Origin of the sequence: Phocaeicola sp. RTP21198st1_B8_RTP21198_201120 (assembly GCF_040929485.1) — a bacterium.
GTDB classification, from domain to species: domain Bacteria; phylum Bacteroidota; class Bacteroidia; order Bacteroidales; family Bacteroidaceae; genus Phocaeicola; species Phocaeicola dorei.
In genome coordinates this window covers 1-24,958 of record NZ_JBCOCI010000041.1, presented here as the reverse complement: position 1 = coordinate 24,958, position 24,958 = coordinate 1, and the positions used below count along the sequence as shown (strand labels likewise).

The 24,958-nt window shown below is 39.6% G+C and carries 10 protein-coding genes and 1 pseudogene; 10 read left to right on the top strand and 1 reads right to left on the bottom strand.

Going from position 1 to position 24,958, the window contains the following annotated elements; translation table 11 throughout:
• Positions 1-182: 182 nt before the first annotated feature.
• The 10 genes from AB5935_RS14660 (at position 183) to AB5935_RS14615 (ending at position 23,454) form a co-directional block, all read left to right on the top strand.
• On the top strand, positions 183-1,364 hold the full coding sequence (locus AB5935_RS14660) for a tyrosine-type recombinase/integrase (RefSeq protein WP_038610868.1): 1,182 nt from the start codon (positions 183-185) through the stop codon (positions 1,362-1,364).
• A 366-nt stretch (positions 1,365-1,730) separates the two neighbouring features.
• Positions 1,731-5,024, top strand: a complete 3,294-nt coding sequence (locus AB5935_RS14655) for a SusC/RagA family TonB-linked outer membrane protein (protein WP_005853535.1) — start codon at positions 1,731-1,733, stop codon at positions 5,022-5,024.
• Positions 5,025-5,055: 31 nt separating this feature from the next.
• Positions 5,056-7,365, top strand: a complete 2,310-nt coding sequence (locus tag AB5935_RS14650) for a RagB/SusD family nutrient uptake outer membrane protein (RefSeq protein ID WP_005853533.1) — start codon at positions 5,056-5,058, stop codon at positions 7,363-7,365.
• Between the two features lie 215 nt (positions 7,366-7,580).
• Complete coding sequence (locus AB5935_RS14645) at positions 7,581-8,906, top strand: oligogalacturonate lyase family protein (RefSeq protein ID WP_038610863.1); 1,326 nt, start codon at positions 7,581-7,583, stop codon at positions 8,904-8,906.
• Between the two features lie 13 nt (positions 8,907-8,919).
• A complete protein-coding gene (locus tag AB5935_RS14640; protein WP_007831571.1) occupies positions 8,920-10,314 on the top strand; it encodes an arylsulfatase in 1,395 nt (464 codons plus the stop codon).
• 13 nt (positions 10,315-10,327) lie between these two features.
• Positions 10,328-13,183, top strand: coding sequence for a glycosyl hydrolase (locus tag AB5935_RS14635; protein ID WP_038610860.1), 2,856 nt, complete (start codon positions 10,328-10,330; stop codon positions 13,181-13,183).
• Positions 13,184-13,388: 205 nt separating this feature from the next.
• Entirely contained in the window at positions 13,389-16,394 is a 3,006-nt protein-coding gene (locus AB5935_RS14630) for a glycoside hydrolase family 2 protein (protein WP_022185436.1), read from the top strand.
• 106 nt (positions 16,395-16,500) lie between these two features.
• Positions 16,501-18,345, top strand: a complete 1,845-nt coding sequence (locus AB5935_RS14625; RefSeq protein WP_038610858.1) for a rhamnogalacturonan lyase — start codon at positions 16,501-16,503, stop codon at positions 18,343-18,345.
• A 147-nt stretch (positions 18,346-18,492) separates the two neighbouring features.
• A complete protein-coding gene (locus tag AB5935_RS14620; protein WP_007831575.1) occupies positions 18,493-20,136 on the top strand; it encodes a rhamnogalacturonan acetylesterase in 1,644 nt (547 codons plus the stop codon).
• 21 nt (positions 20,137-20,157) lie between these two features.
• A complete protein-coding gene (locus tag AB5935_RS14615; RefSeq protein ID WP_038612525.1) occupies positions 20,158-23,454 on the top strand; it encodes a DUF6250 domain-containing protein in 3,297 nt (1,098 codons plus the stop codon).
• A gap of 1,201 nt (positions 23,455-24,655) precedes the next feature.
• On the opposite strand, the pseudogene AB5935_RS14610 reads toward AB5935_RS14615, so the two are convergent.
• A pseudogene (locus AB5935_RS14610) lies at positions 24,656-24,889 on the bottom strand (sigma-70 family RNA polymerase sigma factor); the annotation flags it as partial.
• Between the last annotated feature and the right edge of the window lie 69 nt (positions 24,890-24,958).

The following is a 24,958-nucleotide window of genomic DNA, read 5'->3' as shown; positions in this document are numbered from 1 at the left end:
GCCAATGTAGGATTGTACAAAAGCATGGAATTTTCCGTCTTTTCAACTGAAAAATAGTACAAACTTCTGTGAACAATCTCAAAATGGATAGTTTCAAGAGCATTTTTGTTATACAAGAGTGCTTTTATTTCTGATTGTTACTTTAATATTGTATTGTAAAACGTATAAACTAAAATTTGAATATGGCTAATCTTTCAATAGTAATTGTACCTGCTAAAAAATTATCTAACGGTAGACATAGAGTCAGGATCGCAGTGGCTCATCGTTCACAAACGAGATATATTTCAACCCAATTCATTTTGGATTCTGCAAATCAAATGAAAAATGGACGAGTAGTAAAACATGAAAATGCAGCTAATATAAATGCTTGTTTGCGCAAGTTGATTAATGAATACGAAGAGATTCTTTCGTCTATTCATTATCAGTCGAATATTTCATGCACTGAATTGATACATGTTATAACTCGGGAACAACAAAAAAAAGGAATAACCTTTAATACGGTAGTGAAAGAATATCTTTCAATGATGGAAGCAGACGATCGTAAAAAATCACATAAATTATATAATATAGCTTGTGCAAAGTTCCTTAAACATATGAAAGGTGATTTTCCTTTGGTACAACTCAGTCCGACACATATACAAAGTTTCGCTGATGTAATGAAGGCTGAAGGATTAAAAGAAACTTCTATCAGAATTTACCTCACTTTAATAAAAGTAATATTGAACTATGCCAGGAAAATGAATTATGTAACTTATTTAGTTCATCCTTTTGTTTTATTTAAAATGCCAGTTAGTAATATCAGAGAACTAGATCTGTCCGTTGATGAATTAAAAAAAATACGTGATGTGAAATTATTCAAGTCTGTGCATATCATGGCTCGAGATATATTTATGTTAACTTATTATTTAGGTGGTATTAATCTAAGAGACCTAATGGAGTATGATTTCACTAAAGGGAACTGTATGAGATATATAAGACATAAAACCCGTAATAGCAAAAAAAATGAAAATGAAATAGCTTTCACTATCCAGCCAGAAGCACAGACAATTATTGAACGATATATTTCTGAAAATGGGAAATTAGTTTTTGGCAAATATGAATCTTATGAAAAAGTATATAGTTTGGTCTTTAGACATATAGGGAAGGTGACTGATCTGGCAGGCATAAATAGAAAGGTTTCATATTATTCTGCAAGAAAAACATTTGCACAACATGGTTATGATATAGGTATCGAAATAGAAAAAATAGAATATTGTATTGGTCATAGCATGAAATACAATCGTCCTATATTTAATTATATACGAATAATGCAAGAGCACGCCGATAAAGTTTTTAGAGAAATCTTCGATCAATTGCTTAAATAGTCAATGTTATTATATATGCATAAATGTCTTTCATATCATGTAAATGTTATTATCGTATTACCTTAAAAAGTAAGTGTGGTTCATAAATCAAGCAAATGCACTTAGACAGCTAATAAAGTACACTTGCTTTTTGGGGATATTTTTTAAGTTTAAGTCAGGATATAAACTACTCCATATAAATTTGAGAGCAAAGTGAAATATTTCATAAATACTAACTAAAAGAGTTTTTTTTCCAACAGCAATAAGAGCACTTTATATTCTCTATTATTGTATCATCTATATTATAAAATTCGATGAAATGGGCTTTTTTTGATACTTTCAACTTTATATATCAAGTTAACTTTTGTTTAACTTAATAATTAAAGTATGAAAGACAGAAAGAATTCAAGTCTGTTACGTCGTTTGGAGAAGTTCCAGCGGCTGTTCTTCGTTGCTTTGTTATCCGTATTGGCTGTAGGGGCCTTTGCACAGAGCAAAACCGTTTCGGGTACTGTCCTTGACAAAACAGGTGAGTCTGTAATCGGTGCCAGTGTGGTGGTGAAAGGTACTACCAATGGTACAATTACCGACTTTGATGGTAAGTTCACACTTCAGAATGTTCCTGATAATGGAACGATCCAAGTAAGTTTCGTGGGGTACAAGACCGTAGATATCCAAGTGAAAGGACAATCTACCGTTAAGATAATCTTGGAGGAGGATACCGAAACACTGGATGAAGTGGTAGTGGTTGGCTATGGCGTTCAGAAAAAAAGTGATGTGACTGGTGCTATGGCACGTGTTACGAGTAAGGTTATAGAGGATCGTCCTGTTCAAAATGCTTTGCAGGCTATGCAAGGACGTGTGACAGGTGTGGATATTACGTCTAATAATCGTCCTGGTGAGTTGGGCGATATTCGTATTCGTGGTAATCGTTCTTTAACTGCGGATAATAATCCTTTATATGTTATTGACGGAATACCTATGTCAGCAGGTTCGATTGCTGATGTTAATCCGAGTGATATTGAATCTATGGAAATTTTGAAAGATGCTTCTGCTACCGCTATTTATGGCTCTCGTGGTGCTAATGGTGTTATCTTGGTGACAACCAAAAAAGGTAAAACGGGTAGAACTACTATTAATTATGATGGCTCATTTAGTTTTGGTTTCTTGGATTCAACAACTGATTATATGAATTCTGGTCAATTGTTGGATTATAATCGTCAGTCAGCTATTACGGGGGGTACTTATAATGGTAGATATGGTGACAACCCTGATCCTGAGCGTGATAAAGCTTTATGGTTGAATCCCAATAATATGTCATATATGGATAAACGATTGGAAAAAGTATATCAGCAAAATGCTGATGGAACTTATTCTTATGATCCTTCACAATTAGAAACAACTGATTGGGGCGAATTGGTGACACGTACAGCATTTACTCATAATCATCAGATTTCTCTTTCAGCAGGAACGGAAACTTCCAAATTGTATGTATCATTGGGATATTTGGATCAGAAAGTACCTATGAAAGACCAAGATTTCAAACGTTATACAGCCAATATAAACGGTGAAATTATTCCGACTAAATGGTTGAAAGTGGGAATGGGATTGAATGCTACTCATTCTATTAAAAATTATGGTATTGTAAGTAATACAAGTAATACAGGAGCAAAAGACTCTTATGGTTTGGCTATGGATATGATGCCATGGGTACCGGCTTATAATGAAGATGGTTCTATACTGGAGGTTGCAAGTGCCGATGATCAGGCTTATCATAATCCTTTGAGAAATATAGATGATGCTTGGAATGAAACACGTTATTATGGCGTGAACTTCTCTTCTTATGCAGAATTGGATTTTGGACAATTTTGGGAACCTTTGAAAGGTGTAAAATGGCGTACGAATTTAGGCGCTCAATATCGTAACTCCCGTGTGGGTAGTTATTATGGTGAGGGATATACTAATCCTTTTAAAAATCCTGCAATGGCTCCTAATGTAGCCAATAATGAGCACAGTCAGAAGTTGTCATGGACATTGGAAAACTTGCTGTATATCAATAAAACAATAAAAGATATTCATTCGGTAAATATTACTTTGTTGCAATCAGCTGAACGTTATCGTACTGAAGGGTTGAACATGCGTGGATATGAAATCACATTTCCTTCTTCTTTGTGGTATAATATTGGTGCATCGAATAATGCAAAATATGCTCCAGGCTCCAATTTTTCTACTTGGTCAAGAGCTTCTTATATGGCACGTGTGAATTATGGATTGATGGATAAATATTTGTTGACTGTTACCGGACGATTTGATGGCGCTTCTATGTTGGCTGCTGGAAACAAATGGGATTTCTTTCCTTCTGCTGCATTGGCATGGCGTATGGAACAAGAGAAATGGATACAGCAAATTAATTGGATTAACCAATTAAAACTTCGTGTAGGATATGGTGTTACAGGTAACTCTGCTGTTAATCCTTATCAAACAGCAGGTTCTGTTACTTCTACCTATGCTAGCATCCCATTTGGTGTGGGCAATGTTTCGTCGAATACTATTGGTACAAAGACTAATATTATGCCTAACTATTCTTTAGGTTGGGAAAAAACTTCATCTTTAAATGTTGGTGTTGATTTTGGAGTCTTGGAGAATCGTATTAGTGGTAGTGTTGAATATTATATTGCTAAGACTTCTGATTTGCTGATGAATCAGTCTATTCCGGTAATTACCGGTTATGCACAAATCTTGAATAATGTAGGTAAGACAGAAAATAGAGGTTTTGAAGTTTCGTTGTCAACTGTAAATGTTAAAACAAAAGACTTCACATGGCAAACGGATTGGACTTTCTCTTTGAATAATGAAAAAATTAAAGAATTGGCCGGTGGTGCTACGTATGATTCAACAGGTCCTTGGATGGTGGGTGAGCCTTTGAATAGTTTTTATGATTTCCAGTATGACCGCATTTGGCAAAATACTCAGGAGGATAATCATTTGATGGATGTTTATCGTTCTTTGGGATTGACTTTCCTTCCTGGACAATATAAGATTGTGGATCAACCATTAGTTGAAGTTCCACAAGGTACAGAAGGATCAAAGACTGTAGAAATAAAAGATGCTGCAGGTAATAAAACAGGTGAAGTTGTTTCCTATATGGATAATGGATTTGGTAAATTTGATGATAATGATAAGAAAATTTATAATAAATCTCCTAAATGGACAGGCGGTATCAATAATTCATTTACCTATAAGAACTGGAATTTGAGTTTCTTTACTTATTTTCGATTTGGTAATACTTATTATGGTCTGACCCAGACTATTGGTCGTCGAATTGAAAAAGATACATGGTCACCAACTAATACAGATGCAAAGTTTGCTCAGCCTACTACTGCAACTCGTGAAACTAAATATGACTATGTAAGAAATTATACAAAAGGAAATATGGTTCTTATAAAGAATATAGCTTTGTCTTATACAGTTCCTCAAAGTTGGTTGAAGAAGTGTGGTGCAAGCAGTGCACAGGTATATGCTCAGGTATTGAATCCGTTCCTTTTTGGTGGAGAATTGGTTAAAGCTGGTATTAATCCGGATGATTTGACTGGTTGGGATGCAGGTAATCATATTGGTGGACAAACTAATAATACTTGTATTACTCGCAGTCTTGTTTTGGGAGTAAGATTGGGCTTCTAATTGATAGTATTGATTTTATAATATGAAGAAAATGAAAAAATATATATTAGCTGGTACATTTGCACTTGCATTGGCAAGTTGTTCTGATAGTTTCTTGGAAGAAAAAATGGTATCTTCCATAACACAGGACTATTTGAATACTGAAATAGGTTTGGATCAATTGATTGTGAGTTCATATAATTCGGTTCGTTTTCCTTTGTTGTACACTGAAGGTCTGCATATGTTGGAAACAGGTCATGATTGTGCTATGAAAAGTGGTGCGACGTCATTGAATAAGTTTGCAATATCTGAGTGGTCTCCTTCGGGGCTCATAGGAAATCAGGCTAATCAGTTTATGGGATTTCAGTCAAAGCAGCAGGCTGGATTTTTGATCAATGGCTATCCGATTATCGATAATTGTAATAAGGCTATTACTGCTATTCGTTCAGGGGATGCTTTAGGAAAATATGCTTCTGACCCTTCTTTTGCAGCAGCACGTTTGTCTGAGGTGTTATTTAATCGTGCTTACGTGTATTATTTGCTGAATACAGTTTTTGGTGATGTCTATTTTTCAACGGAAAGTAGTACTTCTTTGCCTTCAAATTATCAATATACGCGTACTCCTGCATCTGTCATGTTCAAGGAACTGATTGGTGATTTGCGTTATGCGGTGGAGCATTTGCCAGAGCAATATAGTGAGGCTGAATATGGACGTGCAACAAAATATGCAGCGGCTCATTTATTGGCTAAGATTTATTTGAATCGTTATCAAGGTAAAGAGTATGGTACTCCTGAATATGGTCGTAGAGCTGATGGAACGATAGATAATAGCAATGAAAAGTCATATTTGGGTATGCTTTATAAAGGTGAGGGGGCTGCGGATTTGGATTCTTGTATTTATTATGCTAATATGGTGATTAATGCTCATCCGTTGGTAGATGATTATCATGAATTGTTCCGCCATGACCTAGGTGATTTCTCGAATGAAAAGACAACAGAGAATGTTTTGAACGCAGTATTTTCAGAAAGTGGTGATAACTATCGTTACGGTGTACGTGCTTTGACTTTCTTTGTCGGTGATTATGCAGGTGACAAGTATGGTATTCCTAGTCGTTTGTGGGAATATGGCGGTAAGTCAAATCAAGGTTTTTGTAATGATGATTTTGGTATAGATGTATTTACAGACAAACTAAATGACTCTCGTTATCAAAAAACTTTCCGTTTGGAATATGTGACAGGCATAAACACTTCGGGAGCTTCTACTCCCAGTGCAAATGGAGATTATTATGCTTACAATGATGAAAGAAATAAAACGTATGTTTGGAATGAGGAACAAGCTGCTTATTTCAATGAACATATTTTGCCTACTTATAATCGTCCTTCTTGGGGAGGTCGTAAAGCTGTGGCGGGAGAACATAAAATGGGAACAGGAGATATCTCACGTGCTATGATTGAGAATACAAAAGAAACCGCTATTGATGTGGAGGTTATCAATGCTCAGCCATATCCTGTATTTGCCAGATGGGTGAAAGATGGCAATAAGTATTATTATCGCCCACAAATTGTTGGTAATGATGATTATTCGTTTGCCGATAGTAAAATTTTCTATGGATTGGAGAATACTTCTAAAACAGGTAAGGTTACAAATATGAAGTATGATGATCCTAATCGTGGTGCTTTGGATAGTGAAAGTGGAGGTCGGGATATTCCGGTTATGCGTTCTGCTGAAATGTACTTGGTGCGTGCTGAGGCTTATGGACGTAAGGGAGAATACGGTAAAGCAATTGAAGATATTAATGTATTACGCAGACGTGCAGCCTTTAAACCTGGTGAAACTCGTAATGAAGTACTTGCACGTTTATATCCTGGACATGAAAATTTAAGTAACGAGTCACAACAATGGCCGTATGAAGTAGATAATAATAGTTATGATGCAATAAAGGTCGATGCTTCATATTGGGATGGAACTTCCGAAAAATCAAAATTAGAAAATTATACTCCTGTTGCTGATACTCCGGAAAAACGTTTTCTGGAATTTATATATAATGAATATGCGAGAGAGTTCAATGAAGAATTTATCTACTATGGAGTGATTCACCATGCAGGTGTTCAAGCTCAGCGTATTCAGTGGCATAACCAAATGGGAGCAAATTCGGCTAATAACACTTATCCGGTAGGTTCATGGGATGTTTCTGATAATGTGAATGGTGGTAATGGTCAAACAGGAAATGCTAAAGGCAATTTCCAGAATTATATGACATTGAAACCATTCTCTAGAACTTTCATAGAGTTGCTGACAGATGAAAATGGTGTGTTGTTGGATGAAGCTGCAAAAAAAGCTTATCAGAATTATGGATATTAATTAAATTGATAATATCAATATGTTCTTGGAAATGAGGTTAATTAGGAAATTTGATTAACTCGTTAAAAAAGTAAGGTGGCATTGTCGGTGTTACCTTACTTTTTTTTATGAGTTAACTAAAAAGTGAACAATTAACCATATAAATGGATAAAATTCTATTTGATATAACTTCTCTCGTGCATAAATTTGTCGTATCAGATAAAAAATGACATGCTATGAGAAAGACATTTTTAGCTATTACATTATTTTTAGCTTTTAGTAAAGCCGCATTGGCTCAGTTTGGAAACTGCACTGCATCGGAAATGCGGACTTATGTAGATAGTGCGACCGGCAATACTATCACTATGTTGACCGATACGATGAAGAATGACCGTTTTCTTTATCAGACTGATCCCATGTGGACAGCTGATGGCAAATATTTATTGTTCAGGTCTTCCAGCCGTGGAAATGACAAAGAGGTAGAAAGTACGCTTCCTAACGGAGAAAAACGTAAATGGACTCCTACACAAATTTATTTTATTGAAATGGCCACCGGTAAGATTATTCAAGCTACGGAAGGACCGAACTTGGGCAGTGCTTTTTTGGCTAATAAAACGAATCGTATGTTTGTCAGCCGGAAAGAAAAAGAAAACTGGAACATGTATGTGATGGACTTGGATAAATTCTTTGCCGATGTAAAACAAGGAAAAGTAGGTAAACCATCCGCTTATGAAACTTTCATAGGCACTTTTCCCACTGAGATGGGACGTCCGGGAGGATATGCTGTGGATTGCAATGATGATTATGCCTACATAACTGTTGAGCGTGAGGGTACGGAAGAGGAAAAGGAACGTATGATGAAAAACGCTTTCTTGCCTGAAAGTAACCAGCCGGTAAAGATAAAGCCAACTCTTTGCGGAATTCGTAAAATGAATCTCAGTACAGGAGAAGTAACTAAGGTTATTGATACGGAATTTAAAACAGGCCACATACAAGCCAGCCGTTTTACTCCGGGTGAAATTGTTTTTTGTAACGAAACCGGTGGCGATGCCCATCAGCGTATGTGGTTTTGCACGGCAGATGGAACAGTCTTTAAACCTTTATATAAAGAAACTCCGCTAGATTGGGTGACTCATGAAACTTTTGCAACCAAAGATTTTGTATATTTCAATATCTTAGGATTTCAGCCGCGCCTTCGCAAACAGGCAAGTGGTATTGTGCGTATCAATTTGCGTACAGATGATGTAGAGTTGATAGGGCAGGTAGAATTAGAAAAAGACCGCCAAGCGATTGACGGCCAATTGGTAGGAAGAGGTTTCTGGCATTGTAATGCCAGCCGTGATAATAAATGGGCTGCCGGAGATACTTTTGGAGGTAATGTATGGCTGATTAATGTGCAAACCGGAGAACGTCATTGGTTGGTTTCGGATACCAAGATGAAACCGGATCATGCACATCCCAGCTTTAGTCCGGATGGTACGAAAGTTCTTTTCCAATCCGGACATTTTACAAATGGAAAAAGATTAAATTTAATGATGGTGGATATTTCATCTTTTAAATAAAGCAAGGTTGGATATGAAAAAAACACGTAAGATATTATTTTCCGCAGCTTTGTTGTCTTCAGGGCTTACGATGGCCCAGACTACAACGGCAGAGAAATCGCCCAATGTTATTTATATTATGGCGGATGATTTGGGAATAGGTGATTTGGGATGCTATGGTCAGCGTCAGATTAAGACACCGAATATTGATGGGATAGCTCAGAATGGGATGAAGTTTATGCAGCATTATTCCGGTTCTACAGTCAGTGCTCCGTCTCGTTGTGCTCTGATTACAGGAAAGCACATGGGACATGCTGCAATCAGAGGAAATGCAAAAGTAGCAGGTTCGGATGGATTGTTATATGAAACTCCGCTTCCTGTCGGTGAAGTTACTGTAGCCGATATTTTTAAAACAAAGAATTATGTTACCGGATGTGTAGGCAAATGGGGAATGGGAGGACCGGGTACGGAAGGTATGCCCGGCAAACATGGTTTTGATTATTTCTACGGTTATCTGGGGCAACGTTTTGCTCATAGTTATTACCCTGAGTTCTTGCATGAGAATGAGCAGAAGATTATGCTGGATGGGAAATATTATTCGCATGACTTGATGTTGGAAAAGGCTTTGAATTTTATTGATGAAAATGCGCAGAAACCTTTCTTTCTTTATTTTTCACCAACCATACCTCATGCAGATCTTGATATAATGGGAGAGGTAATGACGGAATATGAGGGGGAATTTTGTGAAACTCCTTTTGGAGGAAGCAAAGACGGTTATAAATCGCAGCAAACTCCGCGTGCGGCATATGCGGCGATGGTTACTTATTTGGATAAAAGTGTGGGTTTGATTATTAAAGAATTAAAAGAGAAAGGTTTGTATGATCATACGATAATTGTTTTTACTTCCGATAATGGAGTCCATTCGGAGGGAGGGCACGATCCATCTTATTTTGACAGTAATGGTCCGTTCAGGGGTCAGAAAAGAGATTTATATGAAGGAGGTATCCGTACTCCGTTCGTCATTCAATGGCCGGGAGTTATTCCACAAGGGGTAGTTACTAATCATATTTCTGCATTTTGGGATTTTTTGCCTACTATAGGTGAATTGGTGCAGGCGGATATACCTCAAAATATTGATGGTATATCTTATTTGCCTACTCTTACGGGAAAAGGTATTCAGAAGGAGCATGATTGTATTTATTATGAGTTCTTTGAATTTGGAGGAAAGCAATCTATTATGACACCTGATGGTTGGAAGTTGGTGAGACTGGAAGTTAGTGACCCGTCTAAAACTTATGAAGAATTGTATAACATTTATACAGATCCGGCAGAAACTACTAATGTGATAAAGCAATATCCTGATGTGGCAAGGAAATTAAAGAATATGATAGGTGGTCAACGTGTTGAAAATGCCCGTTTCCATTTTTAAACAAGTAAGATTTATGAAGCAATCCTTATTTTTAAAGAAATGCAGTAAGTTCTGTTATGTACTTTTTGCAGTTTGTGGCTGTTTGGCTTGTACACAGAATCAGAAGATTGAATGGCCGCAAGTGACTAACGAGACCAAGCCTTGGACGCGATGGTGGTGGGAAGGCAATGCGGTCAGGACTATTGATTTGGATACGGTTATGCGTAAGTACCAGGAGGCAAATCTGGGGGGATTGGAGATCACTCCTATTTATGGAATACATGGTTATGAGGACCGCTTTAAAGATTTTCTTTCTCCGGAATGGGTTGATTTGTTTCTGTATACTTTGCAGGAAGCAAAGCAGTTGGGGTTAGGTATTGATCTGGCTAATGCTTCGGGATGGCCGTTTGGAGGACCTTGGGTCACTCCCGAAGATGCGTGCAAGACGGTGGCTTATAAAACTTATCAATTGAAAGAAGGTGAGCAATTGGGTGAACCTGTCCGGTATAAAGAAGAAGGCTTTGTCAGATTGGCAGGGCATACTCCGGTAAAACTGGCGGATTTGAAAGAACCAGTCAGTGCGAATGCTGATTTACAGACATTGGCATTGGATCAGGTACGATATAAAAAGGAACTGCCTTTGATTATAGTGACCGCTAATAGTGATAAAGGTGAATGTCTCGACTTGACTTCAAAAATAAAGCCGGATGGTACATTGGATTGGACGGCTCCTCAAGGTGACTGGACTATTTGTGCTCTGTTCCAAGGTCATCATGGAAAAATGGTAGAACGTGCAGGGCCTGGTGGTGAAGGTGATGTGATAGATCATTTTTCAGCTTCGGCCATTGATCATTATCTCAGTAAATTCGATGAGGCTTTTAAAGGAAAGGATATCAGTTATCTGAGGTATTATTTTAATGACTCTTATGAAGTGGACGATGCAAGAGGCGAGTCGAATTGGACTCCTGCTTTTTTTGAAGAATTTCAAAAGTATAGAGGATATGACTTGCGTCAGCACTTACCTGCATTGTTAGGTATTGACACACCAGATAAAAATGCAAGAGTGTTATATGATTATAGACAAACCATAAACGATTTATTGATAAATCATTATTCTATTCGTTGGCAACATTGGGCGGCGAAACAAGGAAAGGGTATAAGGAATCAGGCTCATGGCTCTCCTGCCAATATTCTGGATTTGTATGCAGTGAGTGATGTACCCGAAATAGAGGGGCGTGATTTAGTCAGTATAAAAGCAGCTCCGTCTGTAGCTCATACAGAAGGAAAGAAACTCTCATCTTCAGAAAGTGCGACTTGGTTGAATGAACATTTTCAATCGAATCTGGGAGATGTAAAGAAAGCACTTGATCTTTTCTTTTTGGGGGGTGTGAATCATATTTTTTATCATGGTACTTGTTTTAGTCCACAGGATACTCCTTGGCCGGGATGGTTATTTTATGCGGCAGTCCATTTTCATCCGAATAATCCGTTTTGGGAGGATTTTAAATATTTGAATCAGTATGTTACTCGCGTGCAGTCATTTTTACAGGATGGCACTCCTGACAATGATGTTCTTTTATACTATAACATAGCCGATGTGATGTCTGAGCAAGGGAACAGAAGCCTTCAACACTTTAGCGGATTGGATCGTAATATGTTGGAATCTTCGGTCAGAGAAAGTGCGGTAACTTTAACAGAGAATGGTTATGCATGGGATATGATTTCTGACAAGCAACTTCTTAAAACTAATATTGAGAAAGAAATGATTGTAACGCCTGGTGCCGCATATAAAACCGTTCTTGTTTCGGCGGCGCAATATATTCCTTATGAAACAATGGAAAAACTGATGGCTTTGGCTGATGAAGGTGCTACCGTTGTGTTTTATAAGGGAATTCCTCAAGATATGGCCGGAATGATTCTTTCGGAAGAGAAACAGGCTCATTTTAAAGAAATGCTGGATGCTTTGGACTTTCATGCTGAAGGTGCTGTTAAATGTGCACGGGTAGGTAAGGGGAAGATTTGTTTGTCAGATGATATTAATGCTCTGATGGATGAGGCGAATGTGGGTGCTGAGAAAATGTATCAGGCAGGTCTGCAATGTATCCGAAGAAATAGTGCGACGGGAAAATATTACTTTATAGAAAATAGTAGCGACCGTAAAATAGAGGATTGGATTCCACTTCGTACAGAAGCTCGGAGTGCGGCGATTTTCAATCCAATGACTGGTGCTAGTGGTTTGGCTGCTATGAAACGCAATGACGGGCAAACAGATGTTTACCTGGAATTGAATCCGGGTGAAACTGTTATTGTATCAACTTCCGGTCAGCATTTTACAGGGGATGCCTATGCTTATTATCAAAATGCAGGTGAGCCAAATCCTGTTTCCGGCAGTTGGACTGTTTCTTTTGTTCAAGGAGGTCCTCAACTTCCTGCTTCTATAACGGTTGACAGTTTGGGCTCATGGACTGATTTTGTAGGGGATGAATATAAAGCTTTTTCTGGAACAGCCGTTTATACGACTACTATAAATAAGGTGCCTGTAGCAGATGTGATCAAATTGAACCTTGGAACTGTGGCAGAAAATGCATCTGTCTATTTGAATGGAGAATATATAGGTACAGTGATTGACTCTCCTTATCAATTGTATATCCCTGCTGAAAAATTCAAAGGACAGGATGAGTTAGTTGTCAGAGTAGCCAACTCTATGGCGAATCGAATTGCTTATATGGATAAGAAGGGAGTGGACTGGAAGATTTTCTATAATGTAAATATGTCTGCAAGAAAAAAGGAAAATGTGAAAAATGGTATCTTTGATGCTTCTGATTGGGAACCAAAATCTTCAGGGCTATTGGGACCTGTAACGTTGACTCCGGCTATGGTGAAGCAATGAATTATATAGTCCTGATGTTGCAACCTATAGAATAAATGTTTCAGGGTATTTGTGTAATATATTGAGTATTAATGTGATATGTAAATATGTGCAACATGAATACCCTGAAATTTCGTTTTGAACGAATTTCTATATAAATGTATCTTATTCTATGGTATGAGAGGGAACTTTATGCTAGTTTTGTAACAAACAATTTGAGATAACTATGAGAAACAAAATTCTTTTATTTTTATTGGCTTTTATAGGAATAAGTCAGATTGCGGCAGCATCAGCTGTTCGTGATAAATACAATTTTAATTCTGAATGGTTACTTTATGTTGGCGATATACCGGAAGCCAAAGAAGTACGTTTTCAGGATACGGATTGGAAGAAAGTAACATTACCCCGTCCTTTTAATGAAGATGAAGCTTTTCGTTTAAGTATAGAACAACTGACGGATACAATCATGTGGTATCGTAAGCATTTCCGTCTGCCTGCCAATAGCAAAAACAAAAAAGTTTTTGTTGAATTTGAAGGCGTCCGTCAAGGAGCTGATTTTTATATCAATGGTGAATATATCGGCTTGCATGAAAATGGTGCGATGGCTGTAGGTTTCGATTTGACTCCTTATATTAAATATGGACAAGAGAATGTAATGGCAGTCCGCATTGATAATAACTGGAATTATAAGGAACGTGCCACTGATACTAAGTATCAATGGAGTGACCGTAATTTTAATGCCAATTATGGAGGGATTCCTAAGAATGTGTGGCTTCATGTTACTGATAAACTTTATCAGACACTTCCCTTGTATAGTAATTTAAAAACGACCGGTGTCTATATCTATGCGGAGGATATTCGTGTAAAATCTCGTAAAGCCGTAGTTCACGCCGAATCCGAAATAAAAAATGAATATAATCGGGATAAGAAAGTCGCTTATAAGGTTGAAGTGTGTGATCGTGACGGGAAAAGCATAAAAAGTTTTGAGGGTACTCAGACGGTAGTAAAACCGGGTGAAACTGCGACTTTGGAAGCTTCAGCAGAAATAGACGGACTTCATTTCTGGAGTTGGGGATACGGATATTTGTACACAGTAAAAACCAGTTTATGGGTGGATGGCAGAAAAGTAGATGAAGTGGCTACCCGTACCGGTTTCCGTAAAACTCGTTTCGGCAAAGGAATGATTTGGTTGAATGACCGGGTGATTCAGATGAAAGGTTTTGCACAGCGTACCAGTAATGAATGGCCGGGAGTCGGTATGAGTGTTCCTGCATGGCTGAGTGATTATAGCAACGGTTTGATGGTGGAAGATAATGCCAACTTGGTTCGTTGGATGCATATCACCCCTTGGAAGCAGGATATTGAATCGTGTGACCGTGTCGGATTGATTCAGGCGATGCAGGCCGGTGATGCAGAAAAGGACCGTGAAGGCCGTCAATGGGAACAACGTACAGAATTGATGCGTGATGCCATTATTTACAACCGTAATAATCCGAGTATTTTATTTTATGAATGTGGAAACGAATCAATCAGTCGTGAACACATGATAGAAATGAAAGCGATTCGTGATAAGTATGACCCTCATGGAGGCCGTGCCATCGGTTCTCGTGAAATGCTTGATATTCGTGAAGCCGAATATGGTGGCGAGATGCTTTATATCAATAAAAGCAAACATCATCCGATGTGGGCCATGGAATACTGCCGTGATGAAGGTCTGCGCAAATATTGGGATGAATATTCTTATCCATATCATAAAAATGGGGAAGGAAATAATTCATTTCGTTCTGCAATGACTAATAAGGTCCAGAAAAAGGTGGATGCCCGTGCTTATAATCACAATCAGGATTCCTTTACTATTGAAAATGTAATTCGTTGGTTTGATTATTGGCGTGAACGCCCGGGTACAGGTGACCGTGTCAGCTCGGGAGGTGTGAAAATCATCTTCTCGGATACGAATACACATTATCGTGGTGTGGAGAATTATCGTCGTAGTGGTGTGACAGATGCCATGCGTATCCCTAAAGATCCTTTCTATGCACATCAGGTGATGTGGGACGGATGGGTGGATATAGAGAATCCCCGTATTCATATCGTTGGTCATTGGAACTATAAAGAAGATGTGGTGAAACCTGTTTATGTGGTATCCAGTGCTGAAAAAGTGGAATTGTTCCTGAATGGTAAATCTTTAGGAAACGGTCAAAGAGATTATCATTTCTTGTATACTTTCAAAGATGTGGCATTTGTTCCGGGCAAGTTGGAAGCTGTAGGGTATGATAAGAATGGAAAAGAATGTTGTCGCGCTGAATTGCAGACTGCCGGCAAGCCGGAACAGATTAAACTCAGTGTGATTCAAAGTCCTAAAGGCTGGAAAGCGGATGGAGCTGATATGGTATTGCTTCAAGTGGAAGTGATGGATAAAGATGGCAGACGTTGTCCGCTGGCTAATGATTTGATACATTTTGATGTAGAAGGACCGGCTGAATGGCGTGGTGGAATAGCACAGGGCAAAGATAATTATATTCTTTCAAAAGATTTGCCTGTAGAATGTGGAATCAACCGGGCTTTGATACGCTCTCTTACGACTCCGGGGACAGTTCGTATAACAGCCAAGGCTGATGGATTGCAATCTGCCGAAATCAGTCTTTCTTCTGCACCTGTTGAAGTGAAGAATGGCTTGAGTAACTATATTCCGGGAGATGAACTGGAGGGCAGGCTGACCCGTGGAGAAACTCCGTTGACTCCTTCTTACAAGGATACGAAAGTCGATGTGAATATCTTATCGGCGGTTGCCGGAGCCAATCAGGATGAAGTGATAAAAAGTTTCGATGATAATGAATTGAGTGAATGGAAGAATGATGGCAGACTGAACAGTGCATGGATAACTTATAGTTTGGAACGTGCGGCCCGTGTGGATGAAATTTGTATGAAACTTACCGGTTGGCGTTTGCGCAGCTATCCTTTGGAAATATATGCAGGTGATGAACTGATTTGGAGTGGTGAGACTGAAAAAAGTTTGGGGTATATCCACCTGAATGTAAAACCTGTATTGACAAATGAGATAACCATTCGTTTGAAAGGTGCCAGCAAGGAAGGTGACGGTTTCGGACAAATTGTAGAAGTTGCTGCTCCTGCCGCAGGTGAATTAGACTTGTTTAAGGCAAAAAATGGCGATAAAACTAATCACGAGTTACGCATTGTTGAAATCGAGTTTAAAGAGAATTTGTGGCAATAGAGATGTGGATATTTTTTAGAGGTAAAGATTGATAGACAGGAGTTTCTTTTTTTAGTAGATAGGCGGGGAAACTCCCCGCTTGTATTAAGGTTTTATAAATTGTTAGATGAAACATTGGATTATGATGAATATGCTTCTGCTTGTCGGAAGCATATTCGCTTTTTCCCAACCTTACAGTGGAGAAAAGCTTTCAAGAGGATTGATTGGAATTCCTACAGAGGATGGAATGTATTTAAGCTGGCGCATGACCTTGGAGGATGCAGCCGGATTACAATTTGATTTATACCGTAGTTCCGGTGGAGGTGCGGAGGTGAAATTAAATAAAGAACCGATAGATCGGACTTCCGATTTTTTAGACCGTACGGTTGATTATACGGTGGATAATCGTTGGACTTTAAAAGCAACTACCGGGGAAGTCGCTACCTGGACCCGTCTGAAAGGAGAGGAACGGAATCCTTATTTAAGTGTTCCTGTTTGTAAACCGGAAGACGGAGAAATAGCAGGTGAATCATTCACTTATACAGCTAATGATTGTAGTGTAGGTGATCTGGATGGTGATGGAGAGTATGAGATTATTTTAAAATGGTCTCCTTCTAATTCAAAGCGACCGCCACAACGTGGCTTTACCGGTAATACCTATTTGGATGCATATAAAATGGATGGAACAAGATTGTGGCGTATTGATTTGGGACCGAATGTACGTTCCGGAGCAGCCACTACTAATTTCCTGGTCTTTGATTTTGATGGAGATGGATGTGCGGAAATCTGTTGTAAGACAGGAGATGGTACTGTCGACGGACTGGGACATCGGATAGGAGATGCCCAAGCCGACTGGAGGACATGGGATAAAAAAAGTCCTACGTATGGTAAGATAGTAAATGGCCCGGAATACCTCACGGTTTTTGAGGGACGTACTGGAAAAGAACTGGATTCGAAAGAATATATTCCAACCCGTTATCCCTTGGATGGTTGGGGAGGTGTCGGTGGTAATTGTGGTAATGACAATACTGGTGGTCGTTCAGACCGTTTTACAGCTGGAGTAGCTTTTCTGGATGGAAAAACGCCTTCACCTGTCATGGTAAGAGGATGGTACGGACGGACGGTGGTGGCTGCATGGACTTTTACAAACGGGGCATTGAAACATACATGGACTTTTGATAGTGCGGCACCGGGTTGGGAGGCCTATTCGGGCATGGGAAATCATAGTGTGACCGTAGCGGATTTTGATGGTGATGGTTGTGATGAAATCTGCGTGGGGGCTATGACTGTAGACCATGATGGTAAAGGACTGTTTACTACGGGCTTGCGTCACGGGGATGCTTTACATGCCGGACGTTTTATTCCTTCCCGTCAAGGTATGCAGGTTTTTGGCGTGCATGAAAATGAAGGCGATAATGAAATTGTAAAGCGTACTCCTGCCGTAGCTATGTTTGATGGAGCGACCGGAGAAATTATCTGGCAGGATGGTTTGGGACAAGATGCCGGTCGTGGAGTAGCTGCCGATATTGATCCGCGTTATGATGGAGCAGAGTGTTGGTGCAATATAGGAGGTTTGAGAAGAGGGGATACCGGAGAAATAATCAGTAATAGAAAGCCTGACTCCTGCAATTTTACCATTTATTGGGACGCCGATCCCTTAGCGGAACTACTGGATCATGTTTCCATCAGTAAATGGAATTGGAATGCGGAAAGTACAGATTTATTATTGAAAGCCGAGGGAGTTGTTTCCAATAATGGAACAAAAGGTAATCCGTGTTTGTCGGGTGATATTTTAGGAGATTGGCGGGAAGAGGTTATTTGGGCCTCCGAAGACCAGACAGAATTACGTATTTATTCTACTACCATACCGGCTGTGGACAGACGTGCCACATGGATGAATGACCGTCAGTACAGATTGGCGATAGCTTGGCAGAATGTAGCGTATAACCAACCGCCGCACTCTAGTTTCTAGCCTTGTCGCTACTCCGATTAGGATATATGTACTATTGGTTGAACGAATAAACAGGAAAATGAATGAATTTCTATTCTCCGGTTTGTTCGTTCATCTTATTTTTGTGAAAGATTTGAAATGCAATAAAAGAAAAACACTATAAATGTCATGAAAGGAAATAAACTTTGTTTATGCTTTTTGTTAGCTGCCGGAGTAGGATTGGGAGCACATGCTCAAAATAAAATAGCTGCTCCGATGAAGGATGTGAACCAAGTCGTTGATAATACGCTTGATAGTTTAAATGTGGCGCGTTCTGCCCGTCCTGTTTCAGGTTCCAGCCGGAAAGGGGATAATCCGGTGTTGTTCCTTGTTGGAAATTCAACGATGCGTACCGGTACTTTGGGCAATGGAAATAACGGTCAATGGGGATGGGGATATTTTGAACATGAGTATTTTGATGAAAATAAGATAACCGTTGAAAATCACGCATTGGGAGGAACCAGTAGCCGTACTTTTTATAACCGGTTATGGCCTGATGTCTTGAAAGGAGTTCGTAAAGGTGACTGGGTTATCATAGAATTGGGGCATAATGACAATGGTCCGTACGATAGTGGCCGTGCCCGTGCCTCTATTCCGGGAATTGGCAAAGACAGTCTGAATGTGACTATTAAAGAGACAGGAGCAAAAGAAACCGTATATACGTATGGAGAATATATGCGTCGTTTTATTCATGATGTGAAGAAAAAAGGTGCTTATCCTGTTTTGATGTCTCTGACTCCTCGTAACGCTTGGGAAGATGCAGACAGCACTATTATTACCCGGGTGAATCAGACATTTGGATTATGGGCGAAGCAGGTAGCTAAAAAAGCGAGAATTCCTTTTATTGATCTGAATGATATCTCGGCACGCAAATTTGAGAAATTCGGCAAAGAAAAAGTAAAGTATATGTTCTATCTGGACCGTATTCACACAAGTGCTTTTGGCGCGCGTGTCAATGCAGAATCTGCAGCCGAAGGAATCCGTAATTATAAGGGGTTGGAACTGGCGCGTTATTTGAAACCGGTAGAAAAAGATACGGTTACGGGGGCTACCCGTAAAAAGGGGAATCCTGTATTGTTTACGGTGGGAGACAGTACAGTGAAGAATACTGATAAAGATGAAAATGGCATGTGGGGATGGGGAAGTGTTATTCACGAACTGTTTGACACAGAAAGAATTTCTGTAGAGAATCATGCGAAAGCGGGCCGCAGTGCGCGTACTTATTTAGATGAAGGGCGTTGGGATAAAATCTATCATGCACTTCAGCCGGGAGATTTTGTTTTGATACAATTCGGACATAATGATGCAGGTGACATAAACACAGGGAAAGCGCGTGCGGAATTACCCGGTTCAGGAAATGAAAGCAAGGTCTTCAAAATGGAGAAAACCGGCAGCTATCAAGTGGTTTATTCTTTCGGCTGGTATTTGCGTAAGTTTATTATGGATGTAAAAGAAAAGGGAGCTGTTCCTATTGTCCTGAGTCATACACCTCGCAATAAGTTTGATAATGGTGAGATAGAGCGCAATACAAATTCTTTTGGTAAATGGACGCGTGAAGCGGCAGAAGCGGCCGGGGCTTATTTTATAGATTTGAATAAAATATCAGGAGACAAGCTCCAAGATATGGGATACAATCAAGGTTTGCGTGTAGTAGGAACGTATTTCAATCATGACCATACCCATACCTCTTTGAAAGGTGCCCGTATGAATGCCCGGAGTATTGCTGACGGGCTGAAAGCTACGGACTGTCCGTTAAAAGACTTTTTAAAGTAAATGAAAACAAAGCAACATCGTATGAAAAATTTGTTTCTGTTTTTATTTCTATTAGTTGTCTTTACGTCAAAGGCACAGGATAATAGAGTATCCGGTTTGAATTCCCGCCAGTTTTCTAAATACTGGAAGGTTGAATCGGAATCGCCTGATTATAAAGTGACGTTTCAGGGAGATACCGCTGAGATAGTATCTCCCAAAGGGTTGACTCTTTGGAGAAAAGAGAAAATGAGTGGAAAAGTGACCATTGAATATGATGCATGTGTGGTGGTGGAGTCGGATGGAGATCGTCTGAGTGATTTGAACTGCTTCTGGATGGCATCAGACCCTCAATATCCCGATAATTTATGGAAGCGAGAAAAATGGCGTAGCGGTATATTCCTGAATTGTTATTCTTTACAGCTTTACTATTTGGGATATGGTGGTAATCATAACTCTACTACACGTTTCCGTCGTTATGATGGGGATGAGTCGGGTATTACAAATCCTAAAGCCCGTCCTGCTATTCTAAAGGAATATACGGATGCCGGACATTTGCTGAAGCCGAATCATTGGTATCATATCAAGATTACCAACGAGAATAATAGGGTTAGTTATTACATAGACGGTGAGCGTTTGGTGGACTTCAGGGATGCTGAACCGTTACGGGAAGGCTGGTTTGGTTTTCGTACCACTTTGTCGCGTACTCGTATTACAAATTTCAGTTATGAATGCTCATCGCAAGAAGTGGCTACTGTTCCTTTGCAATGGATTGGTGAAACTCCCCGGCAGGATAAGGCCGTAAGTTTCGGAGTGCCTTTTGATAAAGGAGAAGTTTTTCCGGAAAACAAGTTACGGCTATCTGCAGAAAGTGGTGAGGATATTCCTATTGATACTTGGACTTTGGCTTATTGGCCGGATGGTTCTGTAAAGTGGGGAGGAATAGCAGGAGTTATTCCTGCCGGAACAGAAAAACTGACTCTGGAAAAGGCGGTAAAGAAATCTAAGGCGAAATCCAAACTGCCGGATACAGATAAAAAAAAGTCCGTTTCTGTGGCAGAAACATCACAGGGTATTCATATCTCTACCGGAGTCATTTCAGCATATATACCTCGTCAAGGCGAATTTTTGATAGATAGTCTGTTATATAAAGGTGTGAAAGTAGGAGAAAAGGCTAGGCTTATATGCCATACGCAAAGCGAACCGGTACTTGAAAGTACTTCTCAAGTTTCTTTCACTAATTATATAGGAGAACTGAAATCTGTGACTGTAGAGCGTGCCGGTTCTGTGCGTGCGCTTGTTAAATTGGAAGGGGTACACAAAAGTCCGAATGGTCGTGAGTGGTTGCCCTTTGTGGTACGGCTTTATTTTTATGGTGGCAGTGAGCAAGTGAAAATGGTGCATAGCTTTGTATATGACGGAGATCAGAACAAAGATTTTATTCGCGCCTTGGGAGTTCGTTTTGATGTTCCTATGCGTGAGGCTTTATACAATCGCCATGTAGCTTTCTCTTGTGCCGATGGTGGAGTCTGGAGCGAGCCCGTTCAGCCTTTGGTGGGACGACGCATACTTACATTGGATAAAACCGGAAATGGAGAATCTTCGTTACAGCAACAGCAGATGGAAGGAAAACGCATTCCTTCTTATGAAGCTTTTGACGAAAAGAACCGTGCTTTGCTTGATCATTGGGCTTCTTGGGACAGCTATCGTCTGTCCCAACTGACAGCAGATGCATTTTCAATCCGTAAACGTGCCAATGACAATAATCCTTGGATAGGTACTTTTTCCGGTACACGTAGTGAGGGTTATGCTTTTGCCGGAGATATAACCGGAGGCATGGGGCTTGAGTTGCATGATTTCTGGCAGTCTTATCCGTCTTCTATTGAAATCTCGGATGCAAAAACTCCGGTGGCTGCTCTTACCGCATGGATATGGAGTCCGGATGCTGAGCCGATGGACTTGCGCCATTATGATAATGTTGCTCATGACTTGAATGCCAGTTACGAAGATGTGCAAGAAGGAATGAGCACCCCTTACGGGATTGCCCGTACAACGACTTTTACCTTGATACCTCAGGGTGGTTATAGCGGGAAGAAAGCTTTTGCAGAACAAGCTAAACAACTTGCCGGACCGGGAGTGCTGATGCCTGTACCTGACTATTTGCATGCCAAGCAGGCATTTGGTGTTTGGAGCCTTCCCGATCGTAGTACTCCTTTCCGTGCCCGGGTGGAAGACAGGCTGGATGCTTATATCAGCTTCTATCAAAAAGCGATAGAACAAAACAAATGGTATGGCTTTTGGAATTATGGGGATGTGATGCATGCATACGATCCTGTCCGCCATACCTGGCGTTATGACATCGGAGGTTTTGCATGGGATAACACGGAACTGGCTTCTAATATGTGGCTATGGTATAATTTCCTGCGTACCGGACGTGCTGATATCTGGCGCATGGCGGAAGCCATGACCCGTCATACGGCGGAAGTGGATGTATATCATATCGGTCCGAATGCAGGATTGGGTAGCCGGCACAACGTCAGTCATTGGGGATGTGGAGCTAAAGAAGCACGGATCAGTCAGGCTGCCTGGAATCGTTTCTACTATTATCTTACTACGGACGACCGATGCGGTGATTTAATGACCGAGGTAAAAGATGCCGATCAGAAATTGTACACGCTGGACCCCATGCGTCTGGCGCAACCTCGCAGTCAGTATCCTTGTACGGCACCTGCACGTCTCCGTATCGGTCCCGACTGGTTGGCATACGCCGGAAACTGGATGACTGAATGGGAGCGTACCGGCAATACGGCTTATCGTGACAAAATTATAGCCGGGATGAAAAGTATTGTGGCACTGCCCAACCGTATCTTTACAGGTCCGTTGGCTTTAGGTTATGATCCGGCTACAGGGATTATTACCAGCGAATGTGATCCCAAGTTAGAAAGTACAAATCATTTGATGACTATCATGGGAGGTTTTGAAGTCATGAATGAAATGATCCGTATGGTTGATTATCCCGAATGGAATGAGGCATGGCTTGATCTTGCCGCCCGTTATAAGCAGAAAGCATGGGAGTTAAGGAAGAATCGTTTCCGTATATCCCGTTTGTTGGGATATGCAGCCTATCATACCCGTAATGCAAAAATGGCGGAAGAGGCTTGGACAGATTTGTTTTCCCGCTTGGAACATACTCCGGCTCCACCTTTCCGTATAGAAACTATTCTTCCGCCGGAAGTTCCCGCTCCTTTGGATGAATGTACAAGTATCAGTACCAATGATGCCGCCCTTTGGAGTCTGGATGCCATTTATATGCAGGAAGTTATTCCGGTGGATGGTGAATAAATGATGTGAGGATTATCGTTTGGTAGGTATGGATTACATGGATTCCACAAGGTGTTTTATTCTTTTTGTGGAATTCGTGTAAAAAATCAATAACAGATAAAAATGGGTTCACTTGAAGAAATTTATTGGAACATGGCAAAAAAACAATGGAAAGTTGGAACACATTATGCTATCATGCCCTCATGTGATGGTAATTATCTCATTAACAATACGCTATATATGAGTGCATCATCTTTATGCTCTCATAATATGCCCTCATGCTCTCACATCATATTCATGTGTTCTTAGTTATATCTTATTGTTTGTCAGAAAGATAAATTATTTATAGTTGTATCGGTAACTTATTTCTGCAATACGCTTTTGGTCCTTTTTGGGGGCTAATGGTGCATAATAAAGACTCTTTTCATTTGCTGCTTTCCACATATCTTCTTTCTGCATTATCCTTGCAATATATCGTTTACATACAGACGTTTATCAATATTCAACCGTTTGTATTTACTTAATCACATAGGTGGTTAAGTCTAATCACGATAGTGACTAAGTCTAATCATATAGGTGATTAAAGTTAATCACAATAGTGGTTAAGTAATTTTGCTAGTTTAGTTGAGCAATCATGAAGGAACTTTGATGTAATCCTGTTCCTATTTTTACGTAACTACATCTCTATATTTGTATCGTATAATCGGAAGATATGTTTTTGCTATCGGTATAAATCATCTGATAATAAGTAATATACGTCTGTGTGAGAAAGTAAACACAGTGAGGGCATGAGGGCATTTATGAGAGCATAAAGATGATGCACTCATATATAGTGCATTGTTAATGAGATGATTATCATCGTTAATGAGGGCATGAGAGCATATTGTCTTCCAACTTTTTTTGTAAACTTGCTGAAGGAATAAGAAATATGTTTCTTTGAAATCTATATAGTTAGAAAAATTGCCGTATTCTTAGGTTATAGATGTCTTTAGATGGATAGGGTGATATTTTATCGCACCTATTTTTTGTTTTTGTAAAAAGGAGCATTTTGTATGAAGAACATAATCAGAAAGATAAGAACTTACTATCCTGTTTCGGGGTGAAGCGTTGGGAACATTGACACAACTTTTGGAGAGGCATATATTCCCGGCAGAAACACTTCTTATCATCATATCAGTTATGAAGTGATAGAGTACAAGGATATAATAGGATGTACGGGTTCCTATTTAGGGGCAAAAAAGAATAGAAGTAAGGGTAAGTAGTCTTTTAATTCTTTCCGTAATTGTTTTAGTGCCTGTTGAATTCTGTAATCTACTGTTTTGGAAGATATGTTTAATTCTTCTGCAATTTCCTGATAGGTCTTATTTTGGAAACGGTGCATTTCAAAAGCTATCCGATAGGATTCTGGAAGATTAAGAATTGCTTTTTCTATTTTTTGTGTTAATTCATCTATAACCTTAATTCCGCAACACTATTATAAATTAAACTTTTTAAGTACCTGAGCAACAAAAAGTTGCTCAGGATT

What these genes read in the sequence shown, in the direction of transcription:
- AB5935_RS14625 (WP_038610858.1), top strand. Translation starts at nt 16,501, where the DNA reads ATGAAACATTGGATTATGATGAATATGCTTCTGCTTGTCGGAAGCATA.
- AB5935_RS14620 (WP_007831575.1), top strand. Translation starts at nt 18,493, where the DNA reads ATGAAAGGAAATAAACTTTGTTTATGCTTTTTGTTAGCTGCCGGAGTA.
- AB5935_RS14640 (WP_007831571.1), top strand. Translation starts at nt 8,920, where the DNA reads ATGAAAAAAACACGTAAGATATTATTTTCCGCAGCTTTGTTGTCTTCA.
- AB5935_RS14645 (WP_038610863.1), top strand. Translation starts at nt 7,581, where the DNA reads ATGAGAAAGACATTTTTAGCTATTACATTATTTTTAGCTTTTAGTAAA.
- AB5935_RS14660 (WP_038610868.1), top strand. Translation starts at nt 183, where the DNA reads ATGGCTAATCTTTCAATAGTAATTGTACCTGCTAAAAAATTATCTAAC.
- AB5935_RS14635 (WP_038610860.1), top strand. Translation starts at nt 10,328, where the DNA reads ATGAAGCAATCCTTATTTTTAAAGAAATGCAGTAAGTTCTGTTATGTA.
- AB5935_RS14630 (WP_022185436.1), top strand. Translation starts at nt 13,389, where the DNA reads ATGAGAAACAAAATTCTTTTATTTTTATTGGCTTTTATAGGAATAAGT.
- AB5935_RS14650 (WP_005853533.1), top strand. Translation starts at nt 5,056, where the DNA reads ATGAAAAAATATATATTAGCTGGTACATTTGCACTTGCATTGGCAAGT.
- AB5935_RS14615 (WP_038612525.1), top strand. Translation starts at nt 20,158, where the DNA reads ATGAAAAATTTGTTTCTGTTTTTATTTCTATTAGTTGTCTTTACGTCA.
- AB5935_RS14655 (WP_005853535.1), top strand. Translation starts at nt 1,731, where the DNA reads ATGAAAGACAGAAAGAATTCAAGTCTGTTACGTCGTTTGGAGAAGTTC.